We start from the raw sequence: 17,709 nt of genomic DNA, 5'->3' as shown, positions 1-17,709 counted from the left end.
TGTGCGAGTTGCTACGGCGAATATTGTTAGATTCCCTATAGAATGCGGTTAATGGTGAATGTACGAATTGTCTGATTAATTCGGGATTGTCGTGGATGGAGTGGGAATTGCCGCAATTGTTGGAGGTCGAGACTTCCACCGCCCCTGGAGGCCTCCCACCTACCTCCTCGAATTCTCGTAAAACATTCGGGCAGCGCATCCGGACCGATCCGCTGAGCACCATCATCAGTGTTTCCATCGATGCATTGTCGGCGACAATCGCGGCGGCGCTCGCATGGTGGTGGGCGCTCACATCAGTTTTGCTTCATCCACCCTTGTGGTGCTTCGCGCTCTTTGTTCCCCTGGTCGTCATCGTCATGGGCGCGCGGTCGTTGTATCGCCGCTCGCTCAACCGCCGATTCCTCGACGAGTTCTACGGGATCCTGTCCTCCGGCTCGATCGCGGCAATGCTGCTGCTGTGTGCGCTGGTCCTGTTCGGAATCACCGACCGCCCCGGTGCCGCCGTGACCAAACTATGGGTGTGCGCGAGCATCCTCATTCCATTCGGCCGTCTGGTTCGCGTGGTGGTCCAACGACGCCTGCAACGGAACTCCCATCTCGTGTCCCCCACGTTGGTCATCGGATCCGGACAGGTCACTCAACACGTGATTGCTCGCATGATCGCGGCTCCTGAACACGGCATGAACCCAGTCGGAGTGCTGTCGGACGAATCCCCCATACACATCGACCAGGAGACGGAGACCGATCAGGCGCCCTACCTGGGCACTGTCGATCGCCTAGAGTCCGTCATCGCCGAAACCCAGGCCGAACGCCTGGTCATCGCATTCACAAAAGTTCACGGTGAACTACTGACCGGAGCAGTCCGCATCGCCCACCGCCACGGACTTCGCGTCTGGGTAGTGCCACGCATGTATGAGGTGATCGGCTCGAAGAGCCTCATCGACCACATCGGCGGCATGCCCTTGTTGTCAGTGCCTCACACCAATCCCCGAGGCTGGCAGTTCCGAGTCAAACACATCAGCGACAGAATCGTCGCCGGCTGCATCCTTCTCGTGCTGTCCCCCCTCTTCCTCACCCTCATGCTCTTGGTGCGCTGGAGCTCGCCCGGACCGATATTCTTTGCCCAAGAGCGAGTGGGGCGTAACGGCCAGATCTTCGGCTGCCTGAAGTTTCGTTCGATGCGGCTACCCGATCCCGACCACGTGACGTTTGTTCCGAAAACCGGTAGCGCACCGGGGGGTGTCGAGGGAACCGATCGACGGACCCGGATCGGAAAACTCATGCGGTCGACGTCGATGGACGAACTCCCCCAACTGCTCAACGTCCTCCGGGGTGACATGAGTCTGGTCGGACCTCGACCCGAGCGTCCAGAGTTCGTAACCCTTTTCGAGGCGCAGATCCGCCGCTACGGCGAGCGACACCGAGTCAAGGCGGGCGTCACGGGTTGGGCTCAAGTCAACGGCTTGCGCGGACAGACTTCCATCGCGGACCGCGCCGAATGGGACAACTACTACATCGAGAACTGGTCTCTGTGGCTGGACATCAAGATTTTGATGCTGACCGTGCTGGCAGTTTTCAAACAGGCCGAATGACACACGGCGCAGTCTTCATGCTTTCTCGGACGCGAGTCTGCTCGCTCGCTTCCCGCTGAGGAAGACCGAGTTGTATTCCGGCGCAAACCTCGAGGCTGCCACGTGATAGGGCACGAACATGAGCACCTCGGTGATGACAAAGGACAGAAATACTGCAGTGCTGGAATGGAAACCGAACAAGAAAGTCAGTCCGAGCACCACATAGAGCGCGGTGTTCGCGGCCCTGAGCCAGAACACCATTTGCGTGCGGCCTGCCCGTCGTAGCGCGGCAAAGGGGATGGTTGTCACCAGCATGCACAGCTTCCACACACAGGCAACCGCCAGAGCAACATACAGTGAACTGTTCCAGGCGGGACCGAAAATCAGGCTCCACACACCCAGGTAGGCACTAGCGAAGATCACCGCTGTTCCGACCACGATAATCATCGCAACATTGGCGACCTCACCTCTGTGTCCGTGGGCGAGTTGACGTACTCGGCCGTAGGCGAGAATCGGTTCGAGGATCCCTGAAATGGTTGATACAACCCGGAATCCGACAGCAGCTGACGGTCCGAGGACAGCCAGGATGAAAGATGCCAATGCCGGCTGGACCATACCGACTGTCGCAGTTTCGCCGGTGACCCACGCAGCCTTGGTCAGGTCAGGCGGCAGGCCCAGATCACGGCGAGAAGGCAGCGGCCAACATCTGATGAGGATGGCTACGAGAGCTCCCGCTGCAAGAACCCTGACACAATTGGCGTTGTCGTACACAGCAAGGATCAATGCGCACAGGCAGCCAACCATAAGGATCGAAGCGGCAACCGATTCCAGCTTCCATCTACCCCGCACCACACCGATCGTCCGGGCCATCAGCAAGCCCGACGACAGTCCCAGCACTCCGATCAGCGTGATGGGCGTCGGAGGTACCGCTGGACTCACGATGAGGAGGGTCCCGGATATCAAGCTCAGCAATGCAATCCACCAGGGCATAGATACCTTGTGATCGGCTTCTGGAGTGGCAAGGCGGGACTCGACCACGAACGCGGACAGCAACTGCGCCCCGTATGTTCCGATCGCCAGCGAAACAGCAAGGAGGCCTTGCTGTTCGATGGGTGCAACGCGTGCGAATACAGCGATGAAAATTGCCGGGAACGCATTAAGCGCCAACCCCGCGACGATTTGCACCAGTGGCTCAACGCGCTTCACGTTCAGCACTGACTGAACGCGCGTCACTCCCCTGCCTCTAAAGGCACGGCACACATCGTCGATTCTTCGAAATTGATGGCGATAGCTGCTCCGTAGCGTGGCACCCCAACATCAATCACGTTGGCATCCAATTGGATCAGGTCGATTCCTGGTGGCCAGTGCGCATCCGCACTTCCGTCCCGTAACGCACACTCCACCTGTAGTAGTGTATGCCACGGATCGGCTGCCGTGCTCGCTGAGATCGAGCCACTTACGAAGAGGGAGCTCAGCGATGTGTGATTCGAGATCCTTTCCCCCTCGTCAAAGTTTTATTCCCGTCGGGCGGCGGAATAACTGCGCTACGAAGCACCAAGACACACATGCATCCTGATTTCTCGCCAAGAGCGGCCGGCGAGGATCCGCCACAACGCAATACACCGACATGGTGGCTGGCCCCGGCCGTCATTATTCTTCTACCAGTCCTGGGATCGTTCACCGCGTGGGTATCCCTGATCGGTTGGTGTGCGGCTGGTAAGTGTCCGGCCGGCTCACTGCTGAATTTGCGCGGATTTCTTGAACCTGCCCCTTTCACCATTGCCGGCGTGACGTTGCTTGCGGTTTGGTACGGCAGCGTTGTGGTGCTCGCAACGATCGGTTGGCGGTTGGGACTGGGTACAACGCCGGCACGAGAGTTCGTCGAGCGAACCACCAGCACGAACTTCGAGCGGCGCTACTTTTTCCTCGTCCTTGCAGCGTCCACGATCGGCGTGGCGTATGCGTACTACCGAATCACCGCGGCGACATCCATTGTGGACGCTTTGACCACGCAGACCGGGAATGCCTTCACCGAGGCACTACCCGACTCGGCCGGAATCGCGACGCTTCGATACGCGACCATCCTCGCTGCACCCATCAGCGTTTACCTCTGGCGAAAAAAGGTGCTCCATCCTGGATTCGTACTGTGGGCTGTCCTTCTCCTGGTGGCGAACTCGATGGTCGCCTCCCGCCTCTCGCTACTGATGGCGGTCGTGGTGTACGTCGTCTTACAGACAGCGGTGCCCCGCAAATCCACAAGCGTGGACCGTAAATCTCTGCGGCCTTGGCATATCGTCACTGCTGTAGCGATCATGTTCCTGATGCTCACCGCGCTCAACTACGTCCGGAACGGCAACTATTATCGCGATGCGGGAGTCTCGAACCCGGTCGCGATGAACCTCTATCAGTCCGGCGCCTATCTCGCTGTGCCAGCTCAGGTATCCATCGGCGTGTCGGATGCGATCATGCGCGGCACCTTCGACAAGCCAGGGAGTGTCGCCGCTTCCGTGTCCGCCGCGCTGCCCAGCTTTCTGGTCCCGGCGCATGAGGTCAGAGCAAAGGAGTCGCTCGGTGCAGACTCCTACGATTTTTCGGTCTCGTTTGCACCGAATTTCACAACCAACTCTGAATTCGCTGACATCTATACGGATTTCGGAGCGTGGGGATGGCTCTACACGCTCCTGCTGTTTCCACTGGCCGGTTACGTTTTCGGCCGGTTCCTGACATACGGTCCGGTGATCGCCGGATCGGCAGGAGTTATCGCCTACTGTTTTGCCGAGGTATGGCGGATTCAGCTACTTACGCAAGGAATTACCGTTTTCCTGGTCCTCCTGACGCTCGTCTGCGTGTTCGTTGCGGCGCGAGGACAGTCTCCCGGCAAACTGGAAGACATGGTTTCGAGAGGAAATGTGAAGTCAAGTGACTGACAAGTTTGCGGGGACTACCTACAGACCGGGCAATGTGGGCAACGAATGGCTCCGCTCAGCGGTTGGCGCAGTTCGCAATCGATGGATCATCCTGCTCGTGTGCGCACTGTTCGGGGGCTTCCTGGGAGCGGTCCTGACTAGCATGCAGTCGCCGAGCTACGAATCTTCCGCGGTGATCTACCAGACGCCTCACTTCGGCGACACCGACGGTACAAGTCGTCAGCGAACTGAGGCGTACACGAAGTTGCTGAGCTCCGACTTCCTCATCGAAACCGCTCTGGCGAACACCGGATTGGAGATGTCGAACTCTGACGTGCGCGAAATGACCACGGCCAGTGCCAATGTCGGAAGCGCGATCCTGACGGTGACCGTGCGCGCGGAGGACGCCGATACCTCGGCGAAGCTCGCTAATGCTCTAGCGCAAGCACTTCCCGGTGCCGTTGCCGTTTTGGACGGGAGCACACCTGCACAACCGGCACCAGATCAGTCGGAAACCCTCGTTCCGGACCCAGTGCGGTTGTCGGTCATCAGCCCGGCGGTAACCGACGACGCTGAGGGCGGACCGCAGTATATGCGCAATACCGCACTCGGTGTGATCGCCGGGCTTTTGGTGGGGTTGCTATACGCATATCTGCGCAATCAGATGAGCCGGAAAGTTCAAGATGTTGCCGCACTCGGCAAGTTTCTGTCCGGGCCAGTCCTGGCCGGCATTCCTGCGGACACAGCGTTGGAAACCGGTGTTGTCGACTTCTCGCGAGAGAGCCCTGCCGCGGAGGCATTCCGCCGTCTCCGCACCGTGATCGCCGACCACGAACCCGGTCGGGGCGAATGCCGAACCATCATCGTTTCGAGTGCAGTCACCGGCGACGGTAAGACAGCGGTCGCGCTGAACCTCGCAATCGCTCTCGCTGAGAGCGGCAATGAGGTCGTATTCGTCGATGCCGCAGGAACAGACGAAGCGAATGTGCGCTCCGGACGCCACGGTTCTGATAATGAAAAGAACGCTTCACCAGCCGGTCTGATCGATTACCTACTCAATGGTGACGACATCGACCGATACATCACTGCGAGTTGGCATCCAAAGCTCTCGTTCATCGCGGCGGGACGCACTGCTTCCGGCAAGTCCGAACTACTCGGGAGCACTCGGATGCGCAACGGACTCGCGAATCTTGCTGCTCGCGCAAACTACGTCATCGTCGATACCGCACCGATGACTGACCGATCGGACGCCCTTGTGCTGGGACGCTGGGCCGACGGTGTCCTGCTCGTGGCGCGATCTGACCATACGAGGTACGCCGAACTGGGTGCCGTCATCGAACGTTTGTCGTTGGCCGAATTACGAGTCTGGGGCGTTGTACTCAACGACTCCCCGAGGCCACTGGCACGCAGCGCACGCAAACGCAGCAAACGATTGTCAGCGGCAAAGCTGCTCACGCGCGACTCCCGCCCGATCAAAACAAACGTCTGACAGAAAACCGATCGGCATCGAGTTCGTCATCGGCAGGCGACGAAGACCGGCTCTCCCTTGGGCGGGGTGGTTGTCACGGTACCCACCCTCACTTCCGGGTTCGTAGACGTGGCATCGACACAGTTGTCACTGAAGATCAGAATAGGTAGCCACGACGAGGGTGCTTGCTCCCAAACCAAATCCGCAGCAACCACTGTCCCGGATGAGCCCTGGAACACGGCGAATGGTCCGCCGGCTTCGGAACCGAGCGGCGGACCAGTCACGGTCACGTTGAGCTGATCGATCGTGAACTGTGCCGAGTTGTCGGCTGAGAACGCCACCGCAGACTTCGCCGTCGTGATGGAGACGGTTCCCAGTGAAACATCTTGGGTCCTCTGCAGCCCGACAGCTCCGGTACCTGGACCTATTTCGGTGTCGATCACCGTGCAATCGATCAGGGAAATGCCGGTAACAGGCGGGGCTGCAATAGATTCCACGAGAACCGACCAGTAACGACAGTTGTTAACGGCAACGCCCGCTACCTCTAGGTCGAACCGGCTGAAGGCGTCGCCAGTCGACCCGTTCGGTCTTGCCAGTACGTGCAGCCCTGTATGAGAATCCTCAACGGTGAGCCCATCCAGCCGCACGCCGCGCGATGCCACATAGTGCCACCCGGCGCCCGAGTCCGGCGATGCCGAGTCAACCAAGACACCTGCGCCGTTCGATATCCCATCGACCACTACTGCAGCTACCGTTGATCGATTGACCCCCGCCAAACGCACTCCGTTTGCCGCACCGCCCGACACGTGGACATCGGTGACATCGAAGTCTGTGTTCGACCACTCAGTCAACGTAGGGAAGGAAAAGGTCTCGGAAGCGCTGTCGAACTGGGCTTCTGGAGAATAGTAGGTGACCAGTGCCAAACCGTCGTCACCAGTGTTCGTTGCTGAATACCGTTCGACGGTTCCGCGTCGGCACGCGTTGAAATGGAGTCCGTCGGCCATGGTGTTCTCGACGTGAAGTCCGTCAACAGTGATGTCGGAAACGCCCATCATGATCACACCTGCCTGCGGGCTCGACTCGACTCTGCAGTCGCTCAACGTCACCCAACTAACAGGCCTGCCCGAGCCGGTCCAACCATCGGGGACTGCCGACGTGTCCGATGCATAACCCACGACCCTGATACCGTCGCCCATCGACCGCAGCGCCGGCTGGCTTGCCCACCGCACTGCGACGTTGCGAAGAGATACGCGCTCCAGCGGACCACGCAGCACGATGCCGTGACTCGTGCCGGCACCGTTGTCGTCCAGGTTGTCCATCAGAAGTTCGGCACCGGTGTCGAAGTCGATCGAAACATCGGAGATCCCCACTATCGAGATCGCCGCCCCGCTTGCTGGATGACGCTGGGCAAAGCGGTACTGACCTGGAGGAAAAAGTAAGACGTCTCCAGATTTCAGTTCGGCGACGGCATTGCGAATGGCAGTCGAGTCATCTTGTGTGCCGTCACCTACGGCACCGAAGTCGCGGACATCGATGATGTCACCACCATTCACTGCGCGGCGAACGGCGTTGAAGGGTTCTGGCAGAGCGGCAGGGAGTGCCAGCGCTGCCGGAACCATTCCGAGAAATTTGCGACGCGACAGCGCCGACGACCGATTAGCCAATGGGTGCCTCACTCAGGAAGGAACAAATCTTCTCGGCAGTAGCTGTTGACACGATCTCGGACTGGCGCTGCTTGACGTGCAACTCTCCACGATGACTCAACGATGCCCTGGCGTCTTCGTTGTCACAGTACGTTTTCACGAGTTCAGCCAAGGCTGCGGAATCATGCGGATCGAAATACTCTGCTCCGTCGCCGCATGTTTCCCTCAACACTGCGATGTCGGACGCCAGAACAGCGGTACGCGACGCCATTGCCTCCAGCGGCGGAAGACCAGCGCCTTCGAAAAGTGAAGGCATCACCAACAAATCCGCCTGAGCCACCAGAGCACGCAAACTGTCGAACGGAAGTCGGCCAGTCAACTGCACACGTTCACCCAGGCTTGCCACAAGCTGGTTGATTCGGTCGTCGAGTGTCCTGAGTGACTCATCGCCACCGGCTATCACCAGTGTATGTGGGATGGAATCTGAGATTTTCGCAAATGCGTCCAGAAGTACCGGTAAGTTCTTGTGCCGCTTGATATTGCCGACATACAAAATGTATGGCCGCTGAATTGGAGACGATGCCGAGTCAGCTTCAGAGAACCACACGTCGTCTACCGGTATCGGTGTCACCAGTACCTCAGTTGAGGGTGCGATGGCAGCCATAGAACGAGCGGTGGCCTGAGACGGGGTGAAAATCGTTGCAGCCCTCCGCGCACTGAGTTTCAGCATCGTCCACGCGTACGCGTTCTTTGCGCGATTCTGGTCGCTCAGCTTCTTGTCTTCGATATGGAGCGTGTCATGCACCGTAGAGAAGTATCGAAGGTCCCGATTGCGAGGAGACGTTAGTGCAAAAGGAAAGGGGTAGTGCGGAACCCACAGTGCCCGTGGGTGGGTTGCCGACAATGCGCGACGCCACACGCGCTGTTCACCCATTGAGTACATTCGGACACCCGCGGGATCCGCGAAAATAACACGAGTTCCTTTGCTGGTGTGCGGTTCCGCGTTTCGGTCGGCAAGGATGGCCAGCTTGAATCCGCGCTCGTTCAGTACCTGCTCGAGTATAGGAATTTGGGTCCTGATGTAGGTGCCGATACCACTCTGACGGATATGTCGGGCATCGAACAACAGATCAACCAACTCGCCATCGCGGCTCGCCTGACCTGTACTGGGAGTGTCCATAGGTGAATTGTTGCAGGTCCGTCAATTTGATGGAGACAATGATGCCGTGTCAAATGTCCGATTTCGCCGATGAAATGGTACCTTCGGCACGAACGTACTGGTCTTGCCGGACCATCGGTCGTTTCAGTTGCATCCACGGCACCGAAGCTGAATCTGGCTGGTTATCAACAACGCTCAATCGGCCGATCCAAAGAGCACGTATCGAAAAACTGTCACACGCCGAGGGAGTCTCGAAGCAAACATGAACGAACCCAAATTAGCGATAGTGCACGAGCGATTCACCGAGATCGCAGGTTCTGAACATGTAGTCGAGCAATTATCCCTGACTTGGCCGCAAGCCACTGTCCATGTGCCTCTTGCACGACCTGCAGGCATACCTTCAGGACTTTCGTCCCCTCCTGTGACCACCTGGGTCGACGGCGCCTACCGGATGCTGGGAAGGTCTTCTTACGCACCGCTGATGCCGCTGCTACCCAGCGCTTTTCGCGGCATGAAACTGGGAGAGGTCGATGCGGTAGTGGTGAGCCACCATGCATTCGCCACACAAGCGGCCTTCGCCACCGACGCCCCGGTGATCGCATACGTACACAGTCCGGCGCGCTGGGCCTGGGATCCCGCCTTTCGCGCGCAAGAGTCGGGAGGCGTAGCTGGCGCTGCCGTGCTCGCAGCATTGGCACAAGTCGCGCGACGCGGCGAGCTGAAAGCTGTGCGCCGACTCGACCAGGTAGTCGCGAACTCGACCGAAGTTGCCGACCGGATTGAACGCTGGTGGGGCAGAAAAGCAGTGGTGGTGCATCCCCCTGTAGACACCCATGGATTCACCCCTGATTTCTCGATCGAACGGGAAGATTTCTTCCTACTTGCCGGCCGCTTGGTGCCCTACAAACGTCCAGACCTTGCGATTAGAGCCGCACGGCAGGCGGGCAAGAAACTCGTCGTTGTGGGCGATGGCCGATGGATGGACGTATGCAAGGAGTTGGCCGCCGAAGACACGGTCTTTGTCGGGCGAGTCCCCCACGATCAGCTTCTGGATCTTTACCGACGAGCCCGAGCCCTGCTGATGCCCGGCGTTGAGGACTTCGGCATCGTCCCGGTCGAGGCGATGGCCACCGGGACCCCAGTGATCGCTTTGGGCGAAGGCGGTGCCCTCGACACAGTTATCCCAGGCAAGTCCGGTCTTCTCGTGGCCCCTGGCGACGACGCGAAGGTAGTTGGAGGTCTCGCAGAAGCAATGGAGACATTCGATCCAAACGATTTCGATGCGAAGGCAATCCGCGCATGGGCCGAAGGCTTCTCACGGAAGGCCTTTGGAGAGAACATGATGAGAACGGTCGACGCCGTTCTGAGCAGCCGGTGACTGTCAGGCAATCGAAATACCCAGCGCCGAAAATGCGCGACAGGCACCACCATATGTGGATGCCGAGAGGGAAGATGCAGTCGAGGAGATTTGTTCTACGACACCCCGCGGAGTCGTCGTCTGGCCTTTTCGCCGAACGCCATCCTCACCTCGCGCTGGTCATCGGAAGGCGTATAAGTACACGAGGATCCGACAACCGGCCGCCACACCCGCGAAGCACTCTCCAACGCCACAGCCGAATCGACTGCGCACAGCTCATTCGAAGACCGCCCTACCACTTACCCCTCACCCACCAACACCCACCGACGCCACCACATTCCTCCCCCGCATCTCGCCGCCCAAGCACCCCAAGCCGGTCGACGCGGGACGTTCACACCGTCGTTCTCGGCATTCCACTACCGCGCGCAACCAACAGCCTTCCGGGCCGCACGGCGTTTGGACTGGTCGCAGCCTTCCGGAGCTGTGACCTTCACGATCCTGGCCGGCCGCTTTCACGATAAGTGAATCGAAAGCCGGAGTCGGGCAGGAGAAGGGCGACCCGACCTGGTATGTCGAAGTTCCCGCGGTCGTTCACTCGGAGCGTCCAAAGAAACGCCACAGCCGCTCCGGAAAAAGTTCCGGGGCGGCTGCAGAGTGGGTGCGAGCGGTCGATCACCCGAATGCCAACGCGCTCAAGGCAGTCTGCCCGCACGCGGATCTGATCGTCGAGATCGAGCTTTCAGCCCCATCGGTGCGACCGAGCGTAAGCCGCCTACGATCCGCCGCCGGTCCCGAGAAATGTCGCGAGCCCGGCAACACCGGCAACTCCGCCGAATATTGCTGCCAACGCACCTGCGACGCTGATGACACTGTCGAGTAGTTTGAGATCGGTGTCGGATGAACCCATGGCAGTCTCCTGGAGAGTGTTAGGTGAATGTGCGCCGAAGTGCGCGATGTTGCACACGTCACACTACGGGAAAATGTGATCTCGATCAATCAATTTCTGGAGTAAATCTGTTGTACAGCAACATATTCGAACCTTCGGATCGGCAGTGTTCGAAGCACACGGAATGCCGCCGGTCCGCAGTGCGAACCGGTGGCACACCGTTCCCAATAGCCGACACTCAGGCGTTCGTCACTTGCATGACGCACTTGTCCTCGTGCACTCTGCCGGCGCGAACTCGGACAGGTCCTCGCAGTCGCCAGAAACTACCGAACCCGCCGTGAGGACATCAATAACTCGACGTCGCGAACGAGAGAGTGAACCGATGGTAGAGCCACACAGTGTGTGATGATCTCGCGCGGGAATCGGAACCCTATACGTCGACGACATCACCGGATCATCTCAGATTAGCGGATCGCAACAACTTGGCAGTGCCACACCCAATACAGAGTGTTCATTTGACACCGCACCACTGAAGTGCAGTGAGCGCCAAACTCCTGGTCGCCGCGAATATTTCGTCGACATCGCAATACTCGTTCGGCTTGTGCGCATTTGCTAAATGACCGGGGCCGTAATTCACGACCGGGATATCAGTTTTCGCAATCCATGTCGCATCGCAGGCGGCTGGAAACGCCTCGACGATTGCCGAGATTCCGTTTGCGCGCTCGTGACTTTTCCCGAGAGTACGCACAATCTCGTGATCAGCCGGGGTGCTGAAGCCCGGGAACTCAACCGGCCATTCATAGGTGGGCAGTTTTTCTGCTAGCCATGGATCCAAAGAGACTGACCGGTTGACGAAGTTTTCTATTTCGAGCTTTACCGAATCTGAGTCCTCCTCCGGTGGATACCAGACAATGAAATCTATCTCGCAATATTCAGCGAATACGAACGGGATATCGATGTCTTTCCCCCGACCGTGAATCGTACCCGGCATGACGACGAATTGCCCTGGCTTGAAAAGTGGTCGCTGTTTGCTCATTCCCCACTGTTCTTCCATTCGGTAGAGCGCTTGCAAAACCAGGTATCCCTTGTCGATTGCGTTCACGCCTGCGCGGGTTCCCGCTCCACCTGCGCGCACCAACTCGCGTCGAAGCCCTGGGTGCCCGGCTAATCCCTCAACCCGGACTCTGCCCCACAACAGGCTGGCAGCAGTCGGATTAATGGTCAGCGGCGAGTCGAAGCTAGCTGAAGGCTCGACAACGATGGCTGCGTCCGCCGTGTAGCCGTTCTGAAGCACGCATCCCGTGCCGACTTCGTGCTCGCCCAGTTCCTCGCCTGCAACTGAATGGACAACCAAGTCGCCAGTAAGCTGGATACCTGACCTACGAATCGCTTCGATCGCACTGAATGCCGCTATCACGCCACTTTTCATGTCACTTGCGCCTCGGCCGTGGATTCTCCCGGAGACCTCGCTGGCGATGAAGGGGTCAGTTTCCCACTTATCGGGATTCCCTGCTGGCACGACGTCAATGTGTCCGTTGAGTAGGAGCGATCGACCCTTACCACTTCCATTCACGACCCCGGCGAAGTTTTCCCGTCGCTCTTGACTCTTGACGAGTTGGGAGCGGTCGAAAAGATATCCAAACCGATCCCGAAGCAAGAGATTCGCCTCAGACTCTTGGCCGAGGTATTCCTCGGACCGGACTCCTGGATAATTCGGATTCACGCTGGGTACCTCAACTAGACATTTTACGTCTTGGATGATTCTTTCACATGATTCCTCGATTTCGGCGAGTACCCGGCGAGCTGCGTCTTCTGTCATGTCCGCGTCCTTTCGAGATTAATGCAATTCTCATACAGTCAGCCAAAAGTGAGCCTATTCAAATCGGCCGACCACCTTAACTCAGCGCGAGGATGTGTGATTTTTCGTCTATATGCACTCACCCGCGGATTCGCTCGCGCTTTCCATTCCATTCGCTATCTCGCAGCTCGTTCTTGCGTGTCTTTCCAGTTGATGTCTTCGGCAGTTCGGTGAGAAATACGATCTCGCGCGGCGCCTTGAAAGCCGCGATGCGCTCTCGTACGAACCGTGTCAAATCAAAATCGGAAGTTTTGGAGCCCGATTCGACAACCACAAATGCCTTCGGCCGCTCTCCCCATTTCGAGTCCGGAACGCCGATCACCGCGACGTCCGATACTGACGGGTGACTCATAAGCACTTGCTCGATTTCGACCGTCGAGATGTTCTCTCCTCCGGATATGACAATGTCTTTAGCACGATCCACGAGCTGAACGTAACCATCGGGGTGCATGACCCCCAGATCTCCGGAATGGAACCAGCCGCCGGAGAAAGCCTCTGCGGTGGCCTGTTCGTCCTCGAAGTAGCCCTTCATGACAATGTTTCCGCGCATGACGATCTCGCCTATCTCGGTGCCGTCTCTCACGACATCGACGAGTTCGCCACCAGGCTGCTGTTGGGTGCGCACGACCCGCACCGGACCGGATGCGAGCATCCCAACTCCTTGACGCGCCAGCAAGTTTGCGAGTGTTTCTTCGTCGAGAGCGGACCACGCTGCCTGAGGTTCGCAGACCGCACACGGCCCGTAAGTTTCGGTCAGTCCATAGACGTGCACTAGGTCGGCTCCGAGTGCCCTGACCGCCTGGATTGTGGTCGGGCTTGGCGGGGCTCCCGCGGTAGTGATGATCAGATTGTGCTTGAGTGGATGCGCCGATTCGGCTGCGGCCAGCGTGGTGAGCACCGTCGGAGCACCGCTCATATGGTCGATCTTCTCGTTGTCGATCAGTGACCACATCGCGTCACCGCGAACTGCACGGATACACACGTGAGTTCCGGATGCCGCAGTTATCGCCCAGGGACCACACCACCCGTTGCAGTGAAACATGGGCAATGTCCACAGGTATCGGGTATTTGCGTCGAAACCTTGGTGATGTATTTGACTCAGGGAGTTGAGGTAAGCACCCCTGTGGGTATACATCACACCCTTCGGGCGTCCCGTCGTACCGGAGGTGTAATTGATTGAGATAGTTCGGGTCTCGTCGTCGATCTCCCATGGCAACGGCTCGTCCGATCCGCGAGCCATGAGCGTTTCATAGTTGATCAGTGATGACCCGACGTCTGGATAGGTACCGTCCTGCTGCGGTAGTTGGACCGTCTCGCGCACCGTCCGCAACGGTGAGTTGTGCAGCTGTCCAAGCAGATTGGGATCGCCAAGCAAAATGACGGCTTGGGAGTGATTACAGATGTATTCGATTTCCGCTGGTGAAAGTCGCGTATTGATCGCAACTAGAACTGCGCCGACCAGCGGAACTGCGTAGTGGGCGGCAAGTAGTTCAGCTGAGTTGGTTGCCAGGTAGGCGACTCGGTCTCCGGGCCGGACCCCGAACTGACGAAGACCGTGGGCGAGGCGTGTGACGACTGAGACGAAGCCGGAATACGAAATCCTCCGATCTCCGTCTATCACCGCAATCCTATTCGGATGAACCTCAGCTGTGCGCTCGAGAAATTTTAGGGGTGTTACCGGGGTATCCAGTCCCGCCATGAAGGCTCCTTGTTGATAATCGCGCATAAGCCTGGCCGAGAAAGCAATTTAAAAGTTTGCTACGACCCTTGTGCTGATGTGTGCACCCATAAAAGAATTATGTCATGAGAATTGATAAACACGGATCGAGAGAGTCAGACGGTGAATTGCACACAAGTACGTCGACCTACGTACGGCTCTCGGTGAGCTTTCGTTGGAACGCGCGCCACGTCGTAGCCCGGGTACGCGGATCGTCGGTGACGCCAGGCTTCAATCGGTGAATGGCCTGATTGTGAGGCGCAGTCTTGACGATATCGGGGTTTGAGTACGCCTCATCCGAAATGCGCGCGAGTACCGCGACCCAGCGATCCAAAGCCTCCTTGCCGTACATTTCGCCGGCCTCAGGCGTAAAGGGTTCAGGAATCAGCCACGGTTCATGGCTGGTCCACATTGCGTCGATACCGAAATCAGTCATGCGGTTTTGTACGTCGTGCACATCGACGCCGGTCTCATCTTTGAGAGTCTGCATGCTGTACCGCGTCATTTCGAGGCGAGGGCTCTTACTCTCCGGGTGCGAGCGAGTCACGCCTCGAATTGCGAGGAGCCCCTTCTCCATATAGTTGTTCCCGAGCACGGAGATGTCCGACGCTTGCGCAATTCCGTCGGCCCCCATGGCGCGCACCCACGCGTAAGCCTTGAGAATCACAGGCACATTACCCCAGAATTCGCGTATCTTTCCGACGCTTTGCGGGCGGTCGTGATCAAGACTGTAATGATCGCCATCAACCGTGACGATTGGCGCCGGTAGGAACGGTGCGAGCGCTGCCGAGCATCCGTAGGCTCCAGTGGCAGGACCGCCGACGCCACTCTTGGGTGCTCCAAAGGTCTTGTGAAGCATGAACATACACGCATCGAATCCGATTTCGCGCGGACGAATCTTCGACATCGTTCCGTTGAAGTTCGCACTGTCGTAGAAGCAGAGGCCGCCTGCTTCGTGAACAATTCGTACCCACTCTTTCATGTCGGGGTTGTAGACACCCATATCGTCGGGGTTTCCGACCATCAAGGCTGCCGTTCGGTCGGAAACCGCGGCCTTGAGCGCGTCGAGCGACGGGTAACCGTTCTCGTCGAGCATGAGCGTGATGACTTTGAACCCGGCGGCGGCAGCTGTCGCCGCGTTGCAGGGGTGGGTTTGAATAGTTGTGATGATTTCGTTGCGCTGCTCCAACTCGCCACGGGACGCGTGATAGGCGCGTGTCACGGCGGCGTGAACGAAGGCAGCCTCGGCGCCTCCGCCAGCTTGGAAGACGAACTGGTCCATTCCTGAGAGCTCACGCAGAATGCGATCCATACCGTGCACAATTTCCAAGGTCCCTTGCAGCGTGTCTTCGTGCTGAAGTGGATGTACCTCAGTGACTTCCGGGCGCCAGGCAATTGCCTCGTTGATCTGCGGGTTGTATTTCATCGTGCAGGTGCCGAATAGGCTAGTACCCATCATCCCCAATGTTTGCTGGGACAACCGCAAGTAGTGGTACAGCACCTCCGGCTCAGACAGTTCTGGCAACGCGGGGCGGTCGCGACGGCGCATAGCGGCGGGAACCAGGTCGACTGCAGCACCAACGCGCGCCTCGATCGCTTCCTCGGTTGGCGAAAACAACGCGCCACGACGGCCGGCGTAACCCATTTCCATGATCACCGGCTCGTTCCAGACCGGCGCCTGGATCTCTTCTATCTTGACGCTCATTTCGCGGTCACCTTCCTGACAGCGCCAACGAGGCGCTCTATGTCGGCCATTGTGTGAACTTCTGTGACGCAGTACAGCGCGCTGGCACCCAGTTCAGGAAAATCCCGAGATAGGTCCTTGCCCCCAAAAATCTGAAGATCCCGCAGTGCTGCGTTGATCTCGTCGACGCTCTTGTCGGTGTCGTCGAAGTTGACGACGAATTCCTTGAAGAAACCGGACGGAAAGGTGACGTGGATACCGTCGAGGTCGGACAATAGTTGTGCGGCGTAGTGCGCACGCTGCAGAATGAGTCCGCCGACATCTTCGAACCCTTGCGGCCCCATCATTGCCATGTACGTGGTGGCGGCGATCGCCCACATATATACCGAATGGCCAGTCCAGTCATTTCCCTTGTCTCGCAGACCATAAGAGGACTGCTCGAACAGGCTGAGACCAAAACCGTACTCGCCGGCCTTGATTGTCTCGGCGATGCTGATGAACAACGTGGGGTACTGATGGGCGTAACGGTCCTCGTCGCGCGAGGCAATGAAACCTCCGACCCCGCCACCGGTATGCATGTGGATACCGAGCGGCTGAACCGTGCCAACGACGATGTCCGCGCCGAAATCTACTGGTGACGAAAGAACGCCAAGCGAGATCGGATCGACGCCCACAATGGTTTCCGCGCCCGCAGCACGCGCGATGGCTGCGATCTCCGCTCCCTGCTGCTCGATCACGCCGAGATAAGACGGCGTTTCGAAGTACACCGCCGCAGTCTGCTCGCCCACTACGGCGCGGAGGTCATCCAAATTCATCAGCCCGGTGGCCGGATCGTAGTCAACTAGACGGACTGCGATATGGCTTTCCATTTCGACCGGCTCGCAATAGTTGCGAATGACGGACAACCGTTCGGGATCGATCGCGCGAACAATCGCTACTTCAGTTCGTTGGGTAATACGAGCCGCCATCCTTATGGCATGTCCTGCAGCGGAACCCCAACTGCGAACGGGCAATCCGACCAGATCAAGTTTGAGCAGCTCGCCAAGTTGGCTGCAGAACTCGAACCAGGCCTGATTGCGGCCGTGATCCGAGCTGGGCTCTCCGAAGACAGATGTTAGCCACTCGTTCCGGCGGACCACCTCGTCGCACGCTGCGGGAACATGATGCTGCCACAGACCGGCGCCGAGAAAGTTCAAGTTCTGTTCGCACGTACGGTTCTTCGCGAGAGTGCTCAGAAGGTGACGCCGGAGTTCGCCTTCGCTGAGTGCTGGTGGCAAGTCGAGCGGCCGGGTGGTGCGATGGTCGAGAGGAATCTGTTCGAACAGTTCCGCAATGTCCGTGACGCCTATCGCTTCGAGCATCTCCGTTTGAACGGCGGGCACCGAATTGGCCATGTACGGATGGGCTGTGGGTCTACTCATGAAGTTTCCTCAGTTTCATTGTTTGGTACAAAGATTGGT

The 17,709-nt window shown here is 58.3% G+C and carries 12 protein-coding genes; 4 read left to right on the top strand and 8 right to left on the bottom strand.

Annotation, left to right across the window (positions count from 1 at the left end; translation table 11 throughout):
• Positions 1-95: 95 nt before the first annotated feature.
• Complete coding sequence (locus G9U53_RS25500; RefSeq protein ID WP_242692728.1) at positions 96-1,592, top strand: sugar transferase; 1,497 nt, start codon at positions 96-98, stop codon at positions 1,590-1,592.
• 15 nt (positions 1,593-1,607) lie between these two features.
• Here the strand turns inward: G9U53_RS25500 and G9U53_RS25495 are convergent, their stop codons facing one another.
• Positions 1,608-2,804 carry a hypothetical protein gene (locus G9U53_RS25495; RefSeq protein ID WP_347570830.1) on the bottom strand — a complete coding sequence of 399 codons (1,197 nt, stop codon included), beginning with the start codon at positions 2,802-2,804 and terminating at the stop codon, positions 1,608-1,610.
• A 554-nt stretch (positions 2,805-3,358) separates the two neighbouring features.
• On the opposite strand from G9U53_RS25495, the gene G9U53_RS25490 reads away from it, so the two are divergent.
• Both G9U53_RS25490 and G9U53_RS34245 read left to right on the top strand, forming a co-directional pair.
• Positions 3,359-4,498, top strand: coding sequence for a hypothetical protein (locus G9U53_RS25490; RefSeq protein ID WP_165639436.1), 1,140 nt, complete (start codon positions 3,359-3,361; stop codon positions 4,496-4,498).
• Positions 4,491-5,966, top strand: a complete 1,476-nt coding sequence (locus tag G9U53_RS34245) for a polysaccharide biosynthesis tyrosine autokinase (RefSeq protein ID WP_165639435.1) — start codon at positions 4,491-4,493, stop codon at positions 5,964-5,966. The genes G9U53_RS25490 and G9U53_RS34245 overlap by 8 nt, the downstream gene beginning before the upstream one ends.
• 26 nt (positions 5,967-5,992) lie before the next feature.
• On the opposite strand, the gene G9U53_RS25480 is transcribed toward G9U53_RS34245, so the two are convergent.
• Both G9U53_RS25480 and G9U53_RS25475 read right to left on the bottom strand, forming a co-directional pair.
• Positions 5,993-7,609, bottom strand: a complete 1,617-nt coding sequence (locus G9U53_RS25480; protein ID WP_165639434.1) for a glycosyl hydrolase family 28-related protein — start codon at positions 7,607-7,609, stop codon at positions 5,993-5,995.
• On the bottom strand, positions 7,602-8,768 hold the full coding sequence (locus G9U53_RS25475; RefSeq protein ID WP_165639433.1) for a glycosyltransferase family 1 protein: 1,167 nt from the start codon (positions 8,766-8,768) through the stop codon (positions 7,602-7,604). Before G9U53_RS25475 ends, G9U53_RS25480 begins: the two co-directional genes overlap by 8 nt.
• 241 nt (positions 8,769-9,009) lie before the next feature.
• Here G9U53_RS25475 and G9U53_RS25470 point away from each other — a divergent pair, with 241 nt between their 5' ends.
• On the top strand, positions 9,010-10,125 hold the full coding sequence (locus G9U53_RS25470; RefSeq protein ID WP_165639432.1) for a glycosyltransferase: 1,116 nt from the start codon (positions 9,010-9,012) through the stop codon (positions 10,123-10,125).
• 751 nt (positions 10,126-10,876) lie between these two features.
• Here the strand turns inward: G9U53_RS25470 and G9U53_RS34055 are convergent.
• The 5 genes from G9U53_RS34055 to gcvPA all read right to left on the bottom strand — a co-directional run bounded on the left by G9U53_RS34055 (position 10,877) and on the right by gcvPA (position 17,643).
• Entirely contained in the window at positions 10,877-11,011 is a 135-nt protein-coding gene (locus G9U53_RS34055) for a hypothetical protein (RefSeq protein WP_257217608.1), read from the bottom strand.
• 490 nt (positions 11,012-11,501) lie between these two features.
• Positions 11,502-12,809 carry an ArgE/DapE family deacylase gene (locus G9U53_RS25465; protein WP_165639431.1) on the bottom strand — a complete coding sequence of 436 codons (1,308 nt, stop codon included), beginning with the start codon at positions 12,807-12,809 and terminating at the stop codon, positions 11,502-11,504.
• A gap of 118 nt (positions 12,810-12,927) precedes the next feature.
• On the bottom strand, positions 12,928-14,547 hold the full coding sequence (locus tag G9U53_RS25460) for an AMP-binding protein (protein WP_165639430.1): 1,620 nt from the start codon (positions 14,545-14,547) through the stop codon (positions 12,928-12,930).
• 166 nt (positions 14,548-14,713) lie between these two features.
• Positions 14,714-16,270, bottom strand: a complete 1,557-nt coding sequence (gcvPB, locus tag G9U53_RS25455) for an aminomethyl-transferring glycine dehydrogenase subunit GcvPB (RefSeq protein WP_165639429.1) — start codon at positions 16,268-16,270, stop codon at positions 14,714-14,716.
• Positions 16,267-17,643 (bottom strand): aminomethyl-transferring glycine dehydrogenase subunit GcvPA, encoded by a 1,377-nt coding sequence (gene gcvPA / locus G9U53_RS25450; RefSeq protein WP_242692726.1) that lies wholly within the window; start codon positions 17,641-17,643, stop codon positions 16,267-16,269. The genes gcvPB and gcvPA overlap by 4 nt, the downstream gene beginning before the upstream one ends.
• Between the last annotated feature and the right edge of the window lie 66 nt (positions 17,644-17,709).

The organism is Rhodococcus sp. D-46 (assembly GCF_011290655.1).
Classification (GTDB): domain Bacteria; phylum Actinomycetota; class Actinomycetes; order Mycobacteriales; family Mycobacteriaceae; genus Rhodococcus_F; species Rhodococcus_F qingshengii.
The sequence above is the reverse complement of the archived record's forward strand: the minus strand, read 5'-3'. Positions and strand labels throughout refer to the sequence as shown.

What these genes read in the sequence shown, in the direction of transcription:
- gcvPA (WP_242692726.1), bottom strand. Translation starts at nt 17,643, where the DNA reads ATGGCCAATTCGGTGCCCGCCGTTCAAACGGAGATGCTCGAAGCGATA.
- gcvPB (WP_165639429.1), bottom strand. Translation starts at nt 16,270, where the DNA reads ATGAGCGTCAAGATAGAAGAGATCCAGGCGCCGGTCTGGAACGAGCCG.
- G9U53_RS25470 (WP_165639432.1), top strand. Translation starts at nt 9,010, where the DNA reads ATGAACGAACCCAAATTAGCGATAGTGCACGAGCGATTCACCGAGATC.
- G9U53_RS25500 (WP_242692728.1), top strand. Translation starts at nt 96, where the DNA reads ATGGAGTGGGAATTGCCGCAATTGTTGGAGGTCGAGACTTCCACCGCC.
- G9U53_RS25460 (WP_165639430.1), bottom strand. Translation starts at nt 14,547, where the DNA reads ATGGCGGGACTGGATACCCCGGTAACACCCCTAAAATTTCTCGAGCGC.
- G9U53_RS25465 (WP_165639431.1), bottom strand. Translation starts at nt 12,809, where the DNA reads ATGACAGAAGACGCAGCTCGCCGGGTACTCGCCGAAATCGAGGAATCA.
- G9U53_RS34055 (WP_257217608.1), bottom strand. Translation starts at nt 11,011, where the DNA reads ATGGGTTCATCCGACACCGATCTCAAACTACTCGACAGTGTCATCAGC.
- G9U53_RS25475 (WP_165639433.1), bottom strand. Translation starts at nt 8,768, where the DNA reads ATGGACACTCCCAGTACAGGTCAGGCGAGCCGCGATGGCGAGTTGGTT.